Here is an 18,495-nt window from a genome sequence, read left to right on the forward strand (position 1 = left end):
TATGCTAAAAAACATCAATTATGAAATCATTGCAATCAATTTATTTCTTGGATATATGTTATGGCTAGTCTTACCATTCGTAATCTTTCCCCTGAAATTAAAGAAGCTTTACGCATACGTGCAGCAAAAAATGGCATCTCTATGGAAGAAGAAGCTCGCCGCCTTTTGAGCAATTCCACTACGCCAGCTATACTTCCTTCTCAAGCAAGTCAATTTGAAACGCAATCATTGCAATCAAAATCACTGCTTCTTATTATTGGTGGGAGTATTGCAGCCTATAAAGCGCTTGATCTGATTCGCCGTTTGCAAGAACGTGGAGCTGATTTAAACATTGTTATGACAAAAGCAGCACAAAAATTTATTACGCCTTTAGCCGCCGAAGCTCTCAGTGGTCGTACTGTGTATAGCGATTTATTTTCACGCGAAGAAGAACATGATATTGGTCATATTCGGCTAGCGCGTGATGCTGATCTCATTATTTTAGCTCCTGCCACAGCCAATCGTATTGCAAAAATAGCCAACGGCATAGGCGATGATCTGGCTGATTGTGTGCTTTTAGCAGCACGCTGTCCACTCTTGATTGCACCAGCCATGAATCCAACAATGTGGACACATCCAGCAACTGTTCGCAATGTGGCAAAATTACGCACAGATGGCGTTCATATCATAGGACCAGAAATGGGCAAAATGGCTGAACGCGATGAAAGTGGCTGTGGACGTATGAGTGAACCCCTAACTATTGTAGCTGCAGTAGAAGCTCTTTTAGATGTACAAGAAAAACCTCTTTCTGGTCGTCATTTTATTGTCACCTCTGGTCCTACCCATGAACCCATTGATCCGGTCCGTTATCTTGCTAATCGTTCTTCGGGTAAACAAGGTCACGCTATTGCAACAGCTCTTGCACATTTAGGTGCCAAAGTGATGCTTATTTGTGGACCAGTTAATCTTGCCGCCCCACAAGAAGTGAAAACCATCCATGTTGAAACAGCATGTCAGATGTTACAAGCCGTTCAAGCCGCATTGCCTGCAGATGGTGCAATTTTTGTCGCTGCTGTTTGCGATTGGCGGAGCCAAACACGCTCTTTGCACAAGATCAAAAAAAGTGCTCATAAAACACCACCATCTTTGCATATGGTCGAAAATCCTGACATCTTAGCAACCATTGGACATGCTCCAAACCGCCCCCCACTGGTAATTGGGTTTGCTGCTGAAACCTTTGACATGATTGCAAATGCGCAAAAAAAATGTGTCGAAAAAGGAGCAAACTTTATTCTTGCTAATGATATTTCTCTTCACGCTGATGGAACAACCGTCATGGGTGCTGACACAAATCAAGTTTGTCTTGTGAGCAAAGACAATATCGAACAGTGGCCGCACATGAGTAAACAACAATTAGCACAAAAATTAGCAAAGGTTATTATATCATTCTTCGAGTCTTATAGCCCTACTCGCCAATGAGTAAAAAACTCTTTATTTCAAATGAAAATTTTACAAAAATGAATCTATTATAAAAAATGCAATACCAAGAAAAAATAAAGCGTATGCATCAAATACGTCAAGCTCTTTCTAGGTATAATCCTATTGATTGAATAATCCCCTTTGTACAAAGAGTAAGCTTCTCCATATTCGAAAGAAATGAAAATCCTTACCTATTTTAGCCTTTTATAACACAGATAGTCTTGACGGTTTTATTGCCATTCACTCTTGCTGCTTCTTTCATGAACATGACAAAAAATTTTATCGGGATTTTTTTTACAATGTATAAAAAATAAAAATATTTTTTCTGGACTGTTTACCCTTAAGCAACAACATTATAAGCTTTACAAAATAAGTTCCTATATAAAGCACATTTCACTCTCTCTTGTTTTCACTTTTTTTCTCTTATTTACTTGGTTATTATGATTTTTACTTCCGCCTATCGCGCTTTACAACGCCTTCTGACCCCAGAATATCGCATTATGATCTTAAAAGCATTGGGGATTACTTTTATTGTACTCATTATTTTATGGTTATGTGTACACCAGCTTTTCGTGTCCTATTTTTGGCCTTGGATTGCGCATTTTTTTCCTGGATTACCCAGTTGGGCAGGATGGTTGGGATTAGGCATGCTTATCATTTTTAATCTTGGTTTAGCTTTGCTGATGGCTTTTTTGATTGCTCCAATTACCGCTATGATCGGGAGTTTTTTCATTGATTCTGCTGCTGAAATTATTGAAAAAGAAGATTATCCAAACGATCCTATTGGACAAGCACTACCGTTTGGACGTTCTCTCATTCTCTCTTTGAAATTTGTTCTTTTAAGCCTTCTCGGCAATGGAATCGCTTTTCTTTTATTTTTCGTTCCAGGTATCAATTTGATCGCTTTTTATGTTATTAATGGCTACTTACTTGGTCGTGAATATTTTGTGTTTGCCGCTTACCGTTTTCGAACTGAATACGAAGCGTATGCCTTTTTACGCGTTCATTACTTGACGGTTTTTGGGGCAGGATTATTAATCGCGCTTTTTGTTTCTATTCCTATACTTAACTTAGCAGCACCACTTTTCGCAGCCGCCTTTATGACACACTTACACAAGATGCTTTCCCAAAAGACCACCGTATGCATTACACAAAAATAACGATGTGTATTCACTTAAAAGCTACAAAATGCATGAATAAAAAAGAGTTTAAAATAGACTCTCTCTTTTAAACAACGGCTTGCATTTCTCTCATCAAAGGAACCCTTTTAAAAAAATCTTGCTCTGATGCTGGTACTTCGTTAACATAGCACTGTCATGTCCATTGTTTTTATGGACTGTTATAGTCTCTATAATTCTAAGGCTTCTTTGCTTCAAAACCGTTGGTATTAATAATGAATCGAATATTCACTTTCATCAAAAGCAAATGAAAAGCTAATCAGTGCAGGGAACAGATTTTGATATCAAAGCAAGTGAACAAATAACATAGGTTATTAAATTACTGAGAGATTTGTTGTAAGGAATACTCCCCATGCAGATGATTGCTGTGACATGGACGAGAAAAATTAAAGGATAATGGAATTAGAACTATACGTATATTTGTAAAAATATTAAAGATATTCGTTTATTCAGCTGTAAAGTGGATTTCATCACTTCAGTCCTAGTATTCTTTTAAATCATGCAAAAAGTGTATAATATTTAAAGAGAGGCTATAAAGATGAACTGGATTACAAATTATGTTCGTCCTAAAATTAACTCTATATTGGGGCGCCGTGAAATTCCAGATAATCTATGGATTAAAGATCCCACCAGTGGTGAAATGGTCTTTCATAAAGATCTGGAAGTGAATCAATATGTCATTCCCAATTCTGGTTATCACATGCGTATTAGCGCCAAAAATCGTCTTATGCATTTTTTTGATGGTGGTGTTTATACGCCACTTGAAAATCCAAAAGTCGTCACAGACCCTTTAAAGTTTCGCGATGAAAAACGCTATATTGATCGGTTAAAAGATTATCGTTCTAAACTTGGAGTTGATGACAATATTTTAAGTGCACGTGGTACTATCGAAGGCTTACCAATTATAGCTACCGTTCAAGACTTTGCTTTTATGGGGGGATCTCTTGGCATGGCTTCAGGAGAAGCTATCATTAAAGCTTTTGAGACCGCCATTGCTGAAAAATGTCCTTTAGTTCTTTTTGCTGCTTCTGGTGGTGCACGCATGCAAGAAGGAACACTCTCATTGATGCAGATGCCCCGTACAACAGTCGCAATTGAAATGCTGAAAGAAGCAAAACTTCCCTATATTGTTGTTCTTACCAATCCAACCACAGGTGGCGTGACTGCTTCTTACGCCATGCTTGGCGATATTCACATTGCCGAACCTGGCGCTATGATTGGTTTTGCAGGACCACGTGTGATTCAACAAACCATACGTGAAACTTTACCAGAAGGTTTTCAAAGTAGTGAATATCTGCTCGAACATGGTATGATTGATATGGTTGTCTCGCGTTTAGAAATGAAAGCAACCATTGCACGTCTTCTACGTTTGATGATCAAACATCCTGCAACTGTTCATCCTTCCCATCCTTCTCCTACGGATTCTCAAGTACCACTTTCTAATACACAAGCTGCTTAAGCGCATGGAAAAAAGCCAAGTACAAGGGATGATAGATGAGTTATTAAAAAACTATCCGAAAAAATTTGATCTTTCTTTAGAGCGTATTCTTCGCCTTTTAGAACGACTTGGCAATCCGCATTTAAAGCTTGCACCTGTTGTTCACATTGCTGGAACAAATGGCAAGGGATCTGCTTGTGCAATTTGTCGTGCTCTTTTAGAAAGTGCCGGCTATCGCGTTCATGTCTATAGCTCACCTCATCTTGTTAATTGGAATGAACGCTGCAGGTTAGGTCAAAAAGGAAGAGGCAAACTTGTTACAGAGAGCCAATTGGCTGAGACAATTCGTGAAATTATAAAAGTGAATCGCCAAAAACCGCTTACTATTTTTGAAATTTTCACAGCAGCAGCCTTTATGCTGTTTAGTACACATCCAGCTGATGTCGTGATTTTAGAAGTTGGATTAGGAGGGCGTTTTGATGCCACCAATGTCATTCATAAGCCAGCTGTATCGCTTATTATGCCCATCGATTATGATCATGAAGCTTTTCTTGGAAACACAATTGCACAAATTGCTTTTCAAAAAGGGGGAATTATCAAACCAGCGGTTCCAGTGGTTATTGGTAAACAAAGTCACGAGGAAACTCTTTCACTTTTAACAACCCTTGCGGATAAAAATAAAGCACCCTCTTTTTTATTTGATCAAGACTATCAAAGCTATACAGAATATGGACGTATGGTTTTCCAAAATAATCAAGGTCTTATGGATCTTCCACTTCCTAATCTCGTTGGCGACCATCAAATTGCCAATGCCGGAGCTTCTCTTGAAGCAATTTACCAAGCGGGTTTTCAACTTTCAGAACAAGCCATAAGTCACGCCTTGCAAAATATTTATTGGCCAGCACGGTTGCAACATCTTACGCATGGGTTTTTGGTTGATCAGCTCTCTCCTAGTATTGATTTATGGTTAGATGGTGGACATAACCCTGCTGCTGGAAAAGTTGTAGCAGCAGAGCTTACCCAATGGAGAAAAAAAACAAATCGTCCTTTTATTATGATCGTTGGCATGCTTAACACCAAAGATGCTGTTGGTTATTTTCGTCCTCTAGCCAATCTTATAGATAAAATCTATACAATCCCTCTGGCCGATAACACGGCAGGTATTTGTCCAACGATTTTAGCTGAATCTGCTCGAAAAGTAGGGCTCTTTGCCTTCCCCGAAACGCATCTACAAGAGGCCTTACAGAGAATTAACTCAGAGTATAAAGATGCAATTGTCCTTATTGGTGGTTCCCTTTACCTTGCCGGCGATATTTTACGTGACAATAAAACACCACCATGTTAGGAATTGGTAATCCATAGAGTTTTAAAGATATACATTTTGACCATGCAACTCGACTGTGCACTTTATCAACATCCTAAACTTATTACTGTTTTTGGCGGATCTGGTTTCGTGGGGCGGTATGTCGTTGAAGCTCTGACCAAACGGGGTTATCGCGTTCGCATCGCTGTTCGTTGTCCACAAAAAGCTTATTATATGCTCCAAATAGGAGAAGTAGGACAAACCCAAATGCTTAAAACTGATATCAAGCACCGTGCCTCTGTTGCACGCGCATTGCTTGGAGCAGAGAGCGCAGTGTTTCTTCCTGGTAGTTTAGCACAAGCAAATCAATCAAGCTTTCAAACAACACAAATTGATGGTACACAAAATGTCTCTGAATTAACCGCTGAAGCTGGTATTCCACTTCTTTATATGTCAGCACTTGTAGCTAATGAAAACGCTTCATTTCTTTATGCACGTGTTAAGTCTATGTGTGAGAAAATTGTTCAAAGCAAGCATCCTCAAGCAATTATTATGCGCCCCTCTGTTATCTTTGGACCAGAAGATTGTTTTTTCAACACCTTAGCGAATTTTTCCTGTTTTTTGCCAATTATGCCCCTTTTTGGAGGGGGACAAAGCAAATTGCAGCCCGTATATATTGGCGATATCGCTGAATTTGTCGTGCGCGCTTTAGAAGGACAGGTTCTCTCTGGAAAAAGCTATGATCTTGGGGGACCCCAGATTGTTACATTCCAAAATACCCTTGAAAATATACTTAAAATTGTTCATCGTAAGAAAACAATTCTCTCCATGCCTCTTTCTGCAGGTTTATTAATTGGGGGTGTTTTGGGAACTATCGGTAAACTGCCTCTCTTACCAACACTCCTTACAGCTCATCAAATACGCTTCCTGCAAGTAGATAACATTGTTTCTCAAGAAGCTATAGAAAATGGATATACTTTAGAAGGAGCTGGGATTTCTCCCAAAACAATGGCTGCTCTCTTGCCAAGTTATCTCTGGCGTTTTCGTCCACAAGGTCAATTCTCAAAAAATCTGCCAGCTTAGCACATATTCTCGCAAAAATGAGTCAAGCTCTTGATTTGTAATGATTCGTTTTTCCTCTCTTGAAATGAGAAGATTGAATAAAGTGATATTTTTTCATTTTAATCTTTCATATTCAAAATCATAAAAAACTATGAGTCCTTTCCTATTTTTTAGGAACACTATTATTTGAGATGTAAATGTGAATTTATGGAACAGATTTATAGAGCTTTAAAAAAGAATTTTTCCACATAAAGAAGTTTTTCTATTAGCTTGCATTTTTTTTTAATTTCTCCTACCGTCTTTTCCAATTTCTCCTACCTTCTGGGGATAAATAATTTTTTAAAGGAATAAAAGAATGGCAACTCCAGATTATGTTGTCAAAGATATTGCGCTAGCTACCTACGGGCGTAAAGAACTTGATATCGCCGAAACAGAAATGCCTGGTTTAATGGCTTGTCGTAAAGAATTTTGTTCCAGCCAACCTTTGCATGGAGCACGTATTTCTGGTTCATTGCATATGACGATTCAAACAGCTGTTTTGATTGAAACATTGAAAGCACTTGGCGCCGATGTACGATGGAGTTCTAGCAATATTTTTTCTACACAAGACCACGCAGCAGCAGCTATTGCAGCTACTGGTACCCCTGTTTTTGCGGTTAAAGGCGAAACTCTTGAAGAATATTGGACTTATATAGATGCCATTTTCCAATGGCCTGATGGCAATCCTTCCAATCTTATTTTAGATGATGGAGCTGATGCTACAAACTATATTTTAGTAGGTTATCAAGCGGAAACAAATAAAAATATTCTTTTTCATCCAAAAACAGAAGAAGAGGGATTTTTTTTCAAACAAATTCAAAAACGTATGACTGCCACACCAGGATTTTTTACACGCCAGCGCGCTGCAATCAAAGGTGTGAGTGAAGAAACCACAACGGGGGTACACCGTCTTTATCAATTACACAAGGAAGGACTTTTGCCTTTTCCTGCTATTAATGTCAATGACAGTGTCACTAAATCAAAATTTGATAACAAATACGGGTGTAGAGAATCATTAGTAGATGGTATCAGACGCGGGACAGATGTGATGATAGCTGGAAAAACAGCTATTGTCTGTGGCTATGGCGATGTAGGAAAAGGTTCAGCAGCCTCTCTTTCCGGTGCTGGAGCCCGTGTTAAAGTGACAGAAATTGACCCAATCTGCGCCCTTCAAGCAGCTATGGACGGTTATGAAGTCGTTGATTTAGATGGTGCAGCCTCTAGTGCCGATATTATCGTCACAACAACAGGCAATAAAGATGTTGTTCGATTAGATCATATGCAGCAAGTGAAAGATATGTGTATTCTTGGAAATATTGGTCACTTTGATAATGAAATCCAAGTCTCCGCTCTTCGAAACTTGCCATGGACAAATATTAAACCGCAAGTTGATATGATTACCTTTCCTGATGGAAAACGTATCATTTTGCTCTCTGAAGGACGTTTGCTTAACCTCGGCAATGCTACAGGACACCCCTCTTTTGTCATGTCGGCATCCTTTACCAATCAAGTTTTAGCGCAAATTGAACTCTTTAACCGTTCAGAACACTACAAAAATGAAGTCACTGTTTTACCTAAACACCTTGATGAAAAAGTTGCGCGTCTTCACCTTGATCGTCTAGGAATAAAATTAAGCGTTTTATCAGAAGAACAAGCCGCATATATTGGAGTCACACCACAAGGACCTTATAAACCAGATCATTATCGTTACTAAAATGTTTCCTTGGGTTAAAAGAAAAAGGAAAAAGTGCCGTGCTCAACTTTGGTGATCATACCCCCAAAGAAAAAGCTCAAAAAATGATCCGAATCTATAAGTATATTTTTTGCTTTTTTTGCTTTTTTTTTCCAGCACGTGTTGTTGCTCAACCTTTGGAAATGTATCTTCCATTCGACTTCACTTTACCAGATGGTCCATGGCTTCTTGTAGCGCTCTGTGGAGGGGTTTTTTGTGCCTTACTTCTCACGTCTATGACAATTATTATGCATGCGAAAAAAACTTCACAAAAACCTCTGCAGATCATTCAAAAAGATTTTTCTGAAAAACTTAAATATTATGAATGGCTTCTGGAAGAAACAGGGCAATTTCTTCTTATTTGGGAAAGTCCAACAGCCGTACCTCGTGTGGTTGGTAATATTCCCTCATTACAAAAAGTAGGAATTCAACAGCAAAATTTTCAATGTTTTGAGCTCTGGCTTGAAGAAAATTCAAGACAAGAATTGGACCACGCGTTAACGCTATTGCGTTACAAATCTCACTCTTTTGAACTTTCCATCACCACCATAAATAATATGCCGTTACAAGTCACAGGAGTCATTGCTGGAACAGCAGCCATTGCGCGTTTTCAAGACATCTCAACACAACAGAGCGAAAATGCGCATTTGCAGAAAGATATTGCCCAAATCCTCACCGAGCTAAGAATGCAGCGCAACCTTCTTGATCATATTCAAGAACCTGTATGGATACGAGATTGTAAAGGGAATGTTCGTTTTATCAATCGTGCCTTTAAAGAGATAACCGGTTTTCGAGAAGGTAGCAATGAAGTAGATGATCTTTTCAAGGACACACCACACCACAAAACAGATGAAATAGAAACGATTTTTCAAGAGCATGTTCATACCGTCATTGATGGAGAACGGCACCGTTTTCATCTCACACGGCTTACAACAGCTGAAGGAACGGCGGCTTTTGCGCATGATGACAGCGCATATGAAAATCTTGCTAATGAATTAAAACGTGTGCTGCAAAACCATTGTGAAACACTTGACCAAATCTCAACAGCTGTATCTATTTTTGATACCAACCAAAAATTAAAATTCTGCAATCATGCTTTTAAAATTTTATGGCCCTTGGAGAATTCTTTTTTAGAAAGTGAACCAAGCCATACATTGCTTCTTGAACGTTTGCGTGAACAAGGACTCATAGCTGAACACCCTGATTGGCGTGCATGGAAAGAAGAACTTTTTAAAGCCTATCGGCAATCAGAATCAAATCAACAAATTTGGAATCTTCCTGATGGGCGCACAGTACGGGTTATTTCTAGCCCTCACCCTCAAGGAGGTGTGACTTGGCTTTATGAAAATCTCACAGAAAAAATTGATCTCGAACGACGCTATAATACACTCATTAAAATACAAGGCGAAACACTTGATAAGCTTTCAGAAGGCGTGGTCGTTTTTGGCAGTGATGGACGTCTTCGTTTATCAAATCCAGCCTTATCAAAATTATGGTCTCTCCCGTATAATTTATTGGTAGAAGGTACGCATATTACAGAATTACAAAGCTATTGTTCAACCTTAACCGTGGGGAAAGAATGGAATGAACTTACTAAATTTATTACAGGTTTTGATGAAAAACGCGATACATATTTAGGTCGTATGGACCTCATAAATGGAACGATCATTGACTATACATTGGTCCCGCTTCCCAATGGGCAGACAATGCTTACTTTCGTTAATGTTACAGACAGTGTCCATGTCGCGCGGGCTCTTCAAGAAAAAAATGAAGCCTTAGAAAGTGCTGATCGTTTGCGTAATGAATTTGTCCAACATGTTTCCTATGAATTACGCACACCTCTTACAAATATTATTGGATTTTCCGATATTTTACGTGACCAAATTTTTGGCTCTGTTAATGAACGCCAAAAGCAATATCTCGGCTATATTCACTCAGAATCAGGCACTCTTTTGAATATTGTTAATGATATTCTTGACCTTGCAACCCTTGATGCGGGCATCATGGAGCTTAACATACAGTCGGTTAATATTGCTGATGCTATGGTGCAAGCAGTAGCACGCGTGGAAGAGCGTCTTAATGGACGTTACATTACACTTTCACAACAAATTTCTCCTTCTTTAAGTTTTATTTCTGCTGATGCAACGCGTTTACATCAAATCTTTGTTAATGTTCTTAGTAATGCCATTAATTTTGCAACAAAGGCAAGCACGATTGAGTTTTGTGCAGACGAACAAGATGATCACATTGTCTTCAGTGTACACAATGAGGGATCTGATATTCCAGAGGATGTCCTTGATCGCGTTTTTAAACGTTTTTCTTCCTATTCACATCATGGTGGACGTGCAGGAGCAGGCCTTGGTCTTTCCCTTGTTAAAAGCTTCGTTGAGCTTCATGGTGGACATGTTGAAATTCTCACCGGTACAGGACAAGGAACAACGGTTAAATGTTTTTTCCCAATTTCTAGAGGAGATAAAGTTTTTTAATCCCAGTGGTATTATTATAATTTTTTTTCATCCATTTCACGGAACTCTTCATGCATTTTAGTTTTTTTCTTAAGAATGAAGAAGCGACTCAAATTTTCGCGCACGATTTAGCCCTTGCTTTAAAACCTGGTGATCTTGTGACGCTGCAAGGCGATCTTGGAACAGGAAAATCAACCATCGCACGTACAATCATCCACACACTTGCAAAGGATGATACTTTAGATGTTCCAAGCCCTACCTTCACACTTGCTCAAAGCTATCAACTTCCACAATTTGAAATTATCCATGCTGATCTGTATCGCCTTTCCATAGCAGAAGAAATTGACGAACTAGGACTTCAAGAAGCACGTGGGCAAAATATTTTACTCGTCGAATGGCCAGAGAAAGGTGAAGATCTTTTAGGACCAGCTACTTTTGCCCTCACTTTACAATATAAGGATCATGGGCGTCATGTGACACTTACATCAGCACAACATTCTACTGAGCGTCTACAGCGATCTTTTGCAAATTCGCGCATTTTTAAAAATCCACAACCGCGGTCATGTTTATCACCATTTTTTGGCTTGTGATGCTTGTACATATACTTAAAAACTTCTCAATGATGGAAATCATCAAAAAGCCCTCATTGATTTACAAATTATGCAAATAGATTCCTTCCCCATGCAACAATGACATATCTTACAACAGGTATCCGTTAAGTTGTAGGGATTAACCAGCTTATTTTAGACAATGGATTTTCTGCCTTCCATATTTTCACAAAGATTTTGAAAAAGATCTTTTTGATTTTAGAAGATTTCTGGCGTGAAAGAGTTGCGGATAAAATCGGTAAGCCTCTGAAAGAGCACTATATCGGTTGTAGCAAATTGCTGGCTGTCTTTTATCAAAAACCTTGATCTTCAAAAAAGCAATTTGCAAAATTTTTACTTCAAATTCCCTGCTATTATTGCCAAGCACTATAATATATGCGTGATTATCATTCATCCAATATTCTTTGGTACACATATAATGAAGGAATTGCCCGCATTGATTTTCTTGATTTTCAAGATAGTTAAAAAAATCCACTGCACAAATAGAGCTTTTTAGTTTTTCCCTGCATGAAAATTGTATACAGTAGAAATCATGCAAATAACTCATAAAATAGAACATTTTCCACACATCCCAAATGAGATTATATGACCTATAAACCACGTGTCTTTTCTATTTCTCCGGGAACTCCTTTTCTACCGCATTTTGTTGATGCACTGCTTTCTGGTGCACTTATTGATAACTTTGCGCCCAATGGGGATATCCAAATGGCCCTTGCCGATACCCTCATTTATGTGCCAACACGTCGTGCTGCCCGCGCTTTACGTACAGTCTTTGTTGAAAGAAGCGATATAAAATCAACCTTTTTGCCAACCATTCGCCCTTTGGGAGATTTGGACGAAGAGAGCTTCCTTTTTGCGGAAAACTATACCAACACTCTGTATCCTCCTATTGGAGAAAGTGAACGCCTGCTGCTTTTAGCGCATCTCATTCGTCCTTGGCGTGAAAACTTACCGGCTCATTTGCGTGCCATGTTTGGTACAGAAGAAGTGCTTATTCCTGCTCATACTGGCGATGCAATTTGGCTTGCTCAGGATTTAGCAAAGTTGATGGATGAAATTGAAACAGAAGCAGCAGATTGGTCAAAACTGAATGAAATTGTTCCTGATATGGTAGCAGAATGGTGGCAAATAACACTTGATTTTCTTACCATTGTCACTCAAAGTTGGCCACAAATTTTACAAGAAAGACAACGAAGCAATCCTGTTGAATGGCGTAATCAAGCTCTCAAAATGCATGCAGAAAATTTACACCGCACACAACCTCATAAACCTATTCTTGCTGCTGGTGTATCAGGCTCTATTCCCGCAGTTTCTCATCTTTTAAAGGTCATTGCTTCTCTACCCAAAGGAGCTGTTGTTCTTCCGGGGCTTGATCTTCATATGGATGAAGAACAATGGAAAGCATTAGGCACAATTAATAAAGAAAAGGCAACTTATCATTCTTTTGATCATGCAGAGAATATTTTTAGCCATCCTCAATACCATTTTAAAAAACTTCTCTCTCTCATGAAATGTCACCGCATTCATGTTCGTGAAATTGGCCAACAAAGTGCTATAAAGAAAAAACGTACAGCGCTTTTATCAGAAGCATTTCGACCAGCCTCTACAACAGATAAGTGGGTGCACATTGTTCGCGATGATTATGAAAACCTTTGTGCAGATTGGTCATTTATTGAAGCTATCAACGAGCGCGAAGAAGCTCTTGCCATCGCCGTTGCTTTACGCAATGCTATTGAAGAGCCCCCCAAAAACGCTGCTCTCATTACAAATGACCGTAATTTAGCGCGCCGTGTATCCGCTGAACTACAGCGATTTGGAATTGAAGCAAATGATTCAGGAGGAATACCACTTGCACAAACGTTGCCTGCAACTCTGCTAAGGCTTCTTTTAGAAAATGTGTTTCAACCTCATGACCCAATTGCTTTTCTTTCTCTTCTCAAACATCCACTCACAACACTTGAACAAAACCGTCACCGCTTACGTGAAATGGCAGAAAATTTTGAACTCTTTGTTCTGAGAGGAAACACGAGCCGTATCAATTTTTGCGAATGTAACCAATTTCTCGAAAAGTGGATAGAAACATATTTCCACAACACTTCTGAAATCAATGTCCTTGATCAACAGAAATGCGAAGAAGCACAGTTCCTTTGTCATCTTTTAAGTCAAGCTATCGAACCTTTAGCATCTCTCATGAAAAAAGAGAAAGAATGCACTGTCAATGAAGCTGCAATAGTAACAGTTGAGGTTTTTGAAAATTTTGGGCGTGATGAAAACAATTCTCTTGAACATCTTTATCAACATGAAGCAGGACAAGCTTTAGCAACTTTTTTGCGTGAATTGGTCAGTGATCAATCAGAATTAACATTTCCTCTTTGCGAATGGCCCGCTATATTTTCAGCTCTGATAGCATCCCGTTCTGTCACACCTTCCCCCGGAGGGCATCCACGTTTATTTATTTGGGGCACGTTGGAAGCACGCTTGCAAACGGTTGATACAGTGGTTATCGGCGGTCTTAATGAAGGATCATGGCCCATAACAACCCGCAATGATGCTTTTTTATCAAGACAGATGAAAATGATGTTAACTCTTGGACCACCAGAACAGCGTATTGGTCTTTCCGCGCATGATTTTCAATGGGCTATGGGAATGAATAAAGTCGTGATGAGCCGAGCGATAAGGGTTAATCATGCTCCTTCACTTCCTTCACGTTGGTTACAACGTTTAGAAACAGTTATAGGAAAACAAGTTTGGAAACAAATCCGTGCACGAGGAGAAAGTTTTCTCCATTGGGCAAAAATGCTCGACAATACAAATATGATTGCCTGTGCAGAACGCCCTTGCCCTGTACCGCCCCTTGATGTACGTCCACGCCATTTTTCGGTCACCGAAATAGCAACCTTGCGATATGATCCTTATGCCATCTATGCTAAAAAAATCTTGCGCTTAAAACCACTTAAGGCGCTTATGCATGATCCTTGCGCTGCTGAACGTGGAACGCTTTATCACGCTATTCTTGCTGCTTTTGGTACACAAATAAAGAATCTAAGTGCCGAAAATGCATTGGATGTATTACTAACTCTTGGACGAAAAGAATTTGATAAGTTCAATTTACCCGCCGATGTTGAAACAATCTGGTGGACAAATTTTGAAAACCTTGCTCCTTTCATTCTTCAGTGGGAACAAAGTTTAGAGCCCCGAGAAAGACATACCGAAGTCGTATCACAAAAAATACCGATAGGTACAACAGGTGTAACTCTTTCAGGACGCGCTGATCGTATTGATGTATTAGCAAACAAAATGGTTGAAATCCTTGATTTTAAAACCAGTACGCCTCCCTCATCAAAACAAGTTCGTCATTTGTTATTTCCACAATTGGCACTGGAAGCAGCTTTGCTCATGAAAGGAGCCTTTACAGATTTTCAAAATCTTACCCCCTCAAATCTATTTTACATCCCCCTCAATGGAAAAGGGGAAATCATTCCTAAATCAATTTTTTCAAAGAAAGGGGAAAAAGAGCACCAAAATGTCATTAGTCTCAGTGAAAAAGCATGGGAACATCTTATCACATTAATGGAGTATTATAACAATCCACAGCAAGGCTACCTTTCACACGCAGTCCCTTTTAAAAAAGACTATGAAGGTGATTATGACCATCTGGCACGCTTATGGGAATGGTCACATGGATTCCATAAAGGAAATCAATCATGACCCTTTTTTCTATTCCTGAAGCAGCCCTTGATGCACAAGCAACAGCAACACATCCCCAAAAAAACGTATGGGTTTCTGCAAATGCGGGTTCTGGAAAAACGCATGTTTTAAGCGAACGTGTTATCCGTTTGCTTTTAAATGGTACCCCTCCAGCACGTATTTTATGCCTCACTTATACGAGAGCCGCTGCCACTGTTATGCAATCGCGAATTTTTCGCACACTTTCCAGTTGGAACGAACTTGATGATAAACAGCTGCAAAAAACCTTATCGCAGCTCGAAAATAAACCCATCAATGCGCAAAAATTAACCTATGCACGCCAACTCTTCGCTCGTGCTCTCGAAACACCAGGTGGCTTAAAAATCCAAACTATTCATGCCTTTTGTGAATCTCTCTTGCATCAATTTATGCTAGAAGCCAATATCGCTGGGCATTTCGAACTCATAGATGATGTCAACCGAAAAAAATTACAACAAGAAGCGCGCTGCCAACTTTTGAAGCATAATGATGCACAATCCGCTTTGAAACAACTGCTTAAGGTTATCAGTGAACACACTTTTAACCAATTGCTGTATGAAGCAACGGAAAAGCAACATAAACTATCTGATTTTTTATCCTCTCTGCTCTCTGAAGATGGAGAGGAACAATTGCGTGCGCTGTTTAATTTAGCGCCTGATGATACAAACCAGCAGCTACTGGAAAAAATTCAACAGATTGCTCGTCTCCCTCTTTACGCTCTCACACATTGCAAAACCCACGGCAACCAGAATCTTAAGGATATGGTTGCGAAATTTTCCCAATTAGCAGAAACTTCTGATGAAACAAAGATTATCAATATTATTTCCGATATTTATTTCAGAGCGACAGGCGCCCCCCGCAATTTTTCACGTTTAGCGCGTAAAAAATCAGATGAAATTTTGCCCTTTATTCAACAAATGATCGAAGAGAAACAAAGCAAACTTTCTGTTCTTTTAGAAAAATATCAATGCGTAAAAATCCTCGCACTCAATATGGCTGCTTTTCAGCTTTGTGCCATCTATCTCAAAATTTATGCAAATTTAAAAAAAGCCAATGGTTTTTTAAATTTTGATGATCTCATTGAGCGTACACTCCATTTGTTGCAACGTGAAGGTGCAAGCCAATGGGTACACTATAAACTTGATCTTGGTCTTGATCATATTTTGCTTGATGAAGCACAAGATACCAACCCTGATCAATGGAAAATTATTCAACTTTTAGCGCAAGAATTTTTCACAGGTCACGGTCAACGTACAAACACTCGTACTCTTTTTGCTGTTGGAGATGAAAAACAATCTATCTATTCTTTTCAAGGTGCTGCTCCAGAAAATTTTGCTGCAAATGGTAGAATGATTCAAAAAAAAGCAGAACAAGCGAAGCAGAAATTTGAAAAAATACAACTGAATTATTCTTTTCGCTCTACTGCTGATGTCCTTAAAAGTGTCGATCTTGTTTTTGAAACACCAGAAAATTACAAAGGGCTTTCAGCAGAAAATACAAAAACAGTGCACGAAGCTATTCGTATTCACAGCCCCGGTGAGGTTATTTTATGGGATGCATTTTCCAAAGAAGCTCATGAATTTCCTGACGATTGGCATTTAACTGTTGATCAGTTAGATACACCAGAAGTACATCTGGCGGAAAAAATTGCTGAAACTATCGCAAACTGGTTACAGAAAGGAGAAATGCTTCCAGCAAAAGGACGCTTAATGCGTGCAAGTGATATCATGGTTTTGGTTCGCAAGCGTGATGAATTTGTCTCTGCGCTTTCTCGTGCACTTAAACAACATAATATTCCTGTAGCTGGTGCTGACCGTTTACAGCTTACCGATCATATTAGTGTGCGTGATTTGATGGCACTTGCACGTTTTGTCTTACAACCACAAGATGATCTTTCTCTTGCTTGTGTTTTAAAAAGTCCACTTTTTTCACTTAATGAAGAAAAACTTTATCAGCTTGCAGCACACCGTACAGGTTCCCTTTGGCAAAGCCTGTGTACATATGCATCATCGCATACATCTTTTCAACATGCCTTTGAAACCTTAAGCCACTATCGCACGCTCGTGGATAAAATACCGGTTTTTGAATTCTATAGCCATATTTTGAACAATGATAAGGGACGGCAAAAAATTCTAACCCGCTTAGGATCTGAAGCAAATGACGTGCTCGATGCTTTTATGGATTACACACTCACGATTCAAAAAACAGGCTTACCAGGATTGCAAGCTTTTTTGGAAACATTAAGTGTAAGCGAACCAGAAATTAAACGTGAGTTTGATCAAAACTACGAAGAAGTCCGTATTATGACGGTTCATGCTGCTAAAGGATTAGAAGCTGCTGTTGTTTTTCTCGTTGATCCAGGGAGTGCTGTTTGGCATTCTCAACATGCACCACATCTTCTGAAAGTTCCCTTAAACAAGAAACAATTAAACGACCAACACGCTTTTATCTGGTGTCCTAACGCAGAATTTCGTAGCCCCCCCTCTGAAAAAGCACTTTCACATTTAAAAGAATGTGCAGAAGAAGAATATAAACGCCTTCTTTATGTAGGCATGACACGCGCTGAAGATCGATTATTTATTTGTGGATATAAAAGTCAGAAATCCTCCTCTCATACATGGTTACAATTGGTAAAAAACGCTCTTGAACCACACGCAGTGCCAATAAAAGGTCCTGCAGAAGATATTGCAGCTTGGCGTTATTCCATCACAGTTTCTTCTGCCCCTATAAACCAAGAAGCATCCTGTGCTAATAGCTTGGCACTCCCACCTTTGCCGGATTTTTTCTTCCATAAAGTCCCCCTAGAACCAGCTCTGCCCAAACCACTAAGACCTTCTGTTGCGAGTCTCTCTATTGAGGCTGATGCAGAGATTTTTTCCAATACAAAACAGTTTAGCATTTCACCTGTTTTAGGAGGAATAAATACTAACAGAGCTTTTTCCATCGAATATGGGAATACTGTGCATCGATTACTGCAGTATCTACCCAATTGTCCTCTCGAAAAACGTCGAGATTATGCCCAACATTATCTCAATACAAAAGCCTCTCATTGGCATGAATCCCAAAGGGAAGAAGCGCTTCACCATGTTTGGCAGATTTTAGATCACATCTACCTCAAACCCCTCTTTTCTGTTGATTCACGTGCTGAAGTCTCCCTCATGGGTCTTGTAAAAATTCGTGGTAAAGAACAATCAATTTCCGGTCAAATTGACCGTCTATACATCACACAAAATAGCATTATCTTTGCTGATTTTAAAACTGGGACCCCACCAGAAAACGAAGATGATATCGCCCCGCGCTATTTGTTGCAAATGGCTCTTTACCGAAAGTTGCTACAGGCTATTTATCCAGATAAAGATATCCAAGCTCTTCTTGTCTATAGTAAAGAAGTAAAGATTTTTAAACTTCCTCCAGAAAAACTTGAGACGCTTCTTGATGAAATTGCTGCATAAATCAAAAAAACCTTTTTCCACAAAGACTCTTATA

Annotated in this window: 10 protein-coding genes; all 10 read left to right on the forward strand. The window is 39.2% G+C overall.

All coding sequences use genetic code 11. The features are described 5' to 3' along the window. Window positions 1-60: 60 nt before the first annotated feature. Window positions 61-1,458 (forward strand): bifunctional phosphopantothenoylcysteine decarboxylase/phosphopantothenate--cysteine ligase CoaBC, encoded by a 1,398-nt coding sequence (gene coaBC / locus J7R10_RS00525; protein ID WP_010704535.1) that lies wholly within the window; start codon window positions 61-63, stop codon window positions 1,456-1,458. Window positions 1,459-1,898: 440 nt separating this feature from the next. Next, window positions 1,899-2,618, forward strand: a complete 720-nt coding sequence (locus J7R10_RS00530; protein WP_010704534.1) for a sulfate transporter family protein — start codon at window positions 1,899-1,901, stop codon at window positions 2,616-2,618. Window positions 2,619-3,174: 556 nt separating this feature from the next. Then, window positions 3,175-4,095 (forward strand): acetyl-CoA carboxylase, carboxyltransferase subunit beta, encoded by a 921-nt coding sequence (gene accD, locus J7R10_RS00535; protein WP_010704533.1) that lies wholly within the window; start codon window positions 3,175-3,177, stop codon window positions 4,093-4,095. 4 nt (window positions 4,096-4,099) lie between these two features. After that, window positions 4,100-5,419, forward strand: coding sequence for a bifunctional folylpolyglutamate synthase/dihydrofolate synthase (locus J7R10_RS00540; RefSeq protein ID WP_010704532.1), 1,320 nt, complete (start codon window positions 4,100-4,102; stop codon window positions 5,417-5,419). A gap of 42 nt (window positions 5,420-5,461) precedes the next feature. Continuing rightward, window positions 5,462-6,460 (forward strand): complex I NDUFA9 subunit family protein, encoded by a 999-nt coding sequence (locus J7R10_RS00545; protein ID WP_010704531.1) that lies wholly within the window; start codon window positions 5,462-5,464, stop codon window positions 6,458-6,460. A gap of 334 nt (window positions 6,461-6,794) precedes the next feature. Continuing rightward, on the forward strand, window positions 6,795-8,192 hold the full coding sequence (gene ahcY / locus J7R10_RS00550; RefSeq protein ID WP_010704530.1) for an adenosylhomocysteinase: 1,398 nt from the start codon (window positions 6,795-6,797) through the stop codon (window positions 8,190-8,192). 38 nt (window positions 8,193-8,230) lie between these two features. Next, window positions 8,231-10,696: a sensor histidine kinase gene (locus tag J7R10_RS00555; RefSeq protein ID WP_010704529.1), complete on the forward strand. Its 2,466-nt coding sequence runs from the start codon at window positions 8,231-8,233 to the stop codon at window positions 10,694-10,696. A 50-nt stretch (window positions 10,697-10,746) separates the two neighbouring features. After that, window positions 10,747-11,265, forward strand: coding sequence for a tRNA (adenosine(37)-N6)-threonylcarbamoyltransferase complex ATPase subunit type 1 TsaE (tsaE, locus tag J7R10_RS10395; protein WP_010704528.1), 519 nt, complete (start codon window positions 10,747-10,749; stop codon window positions 11,263-11,265). A gap of 603 nt (window positions 11,266-11,868) precedes the next feature. Then, window positions 11,869-14,991 carry a double-strand break repair protein AddB gene (gene addB, locus J7R10_RS00565; protein ID WP_010704482.1) on the forward strand — a complete coding sequence of 1,041 codons (3,123 nt, stop codon included), beginning with the start codon at window positions 11,869-11,871 and terminating at the stop codon, window positions 14,989-14,991. Beyond that, the gene (addA, locus tag J7R10_RS00570; protein ID WP_010704481.1) at window positions 14,988-18,461 is read left to right on the forward strand and encodes a double-strand break repair helicase AddA; all 3,474 of its coding nucleotides are present in this window, start codon (window positions 14,988-14,990) and stop codon (window positions 18,459-18,461) included. Before addB ends, addA begins: the two co-directional genes overlap by 4 nt. The last annotated feature ends 34 nt before the right edge of the window (window positions 18,462-18,495 follow it).

The sequence above is a fragment of the Bartonella vinsonii subsp. berkhoffii ATCC 51672 genome (assembly GCF_902825225.1).
GTDB classification, from domain to species: domain Bacteria; phylum Pseudomonadota; class Alphaproteobacteria; order Rhizobiales; family Rhizobiaceae; genus Bartonella; species Bartonella berkhoffii.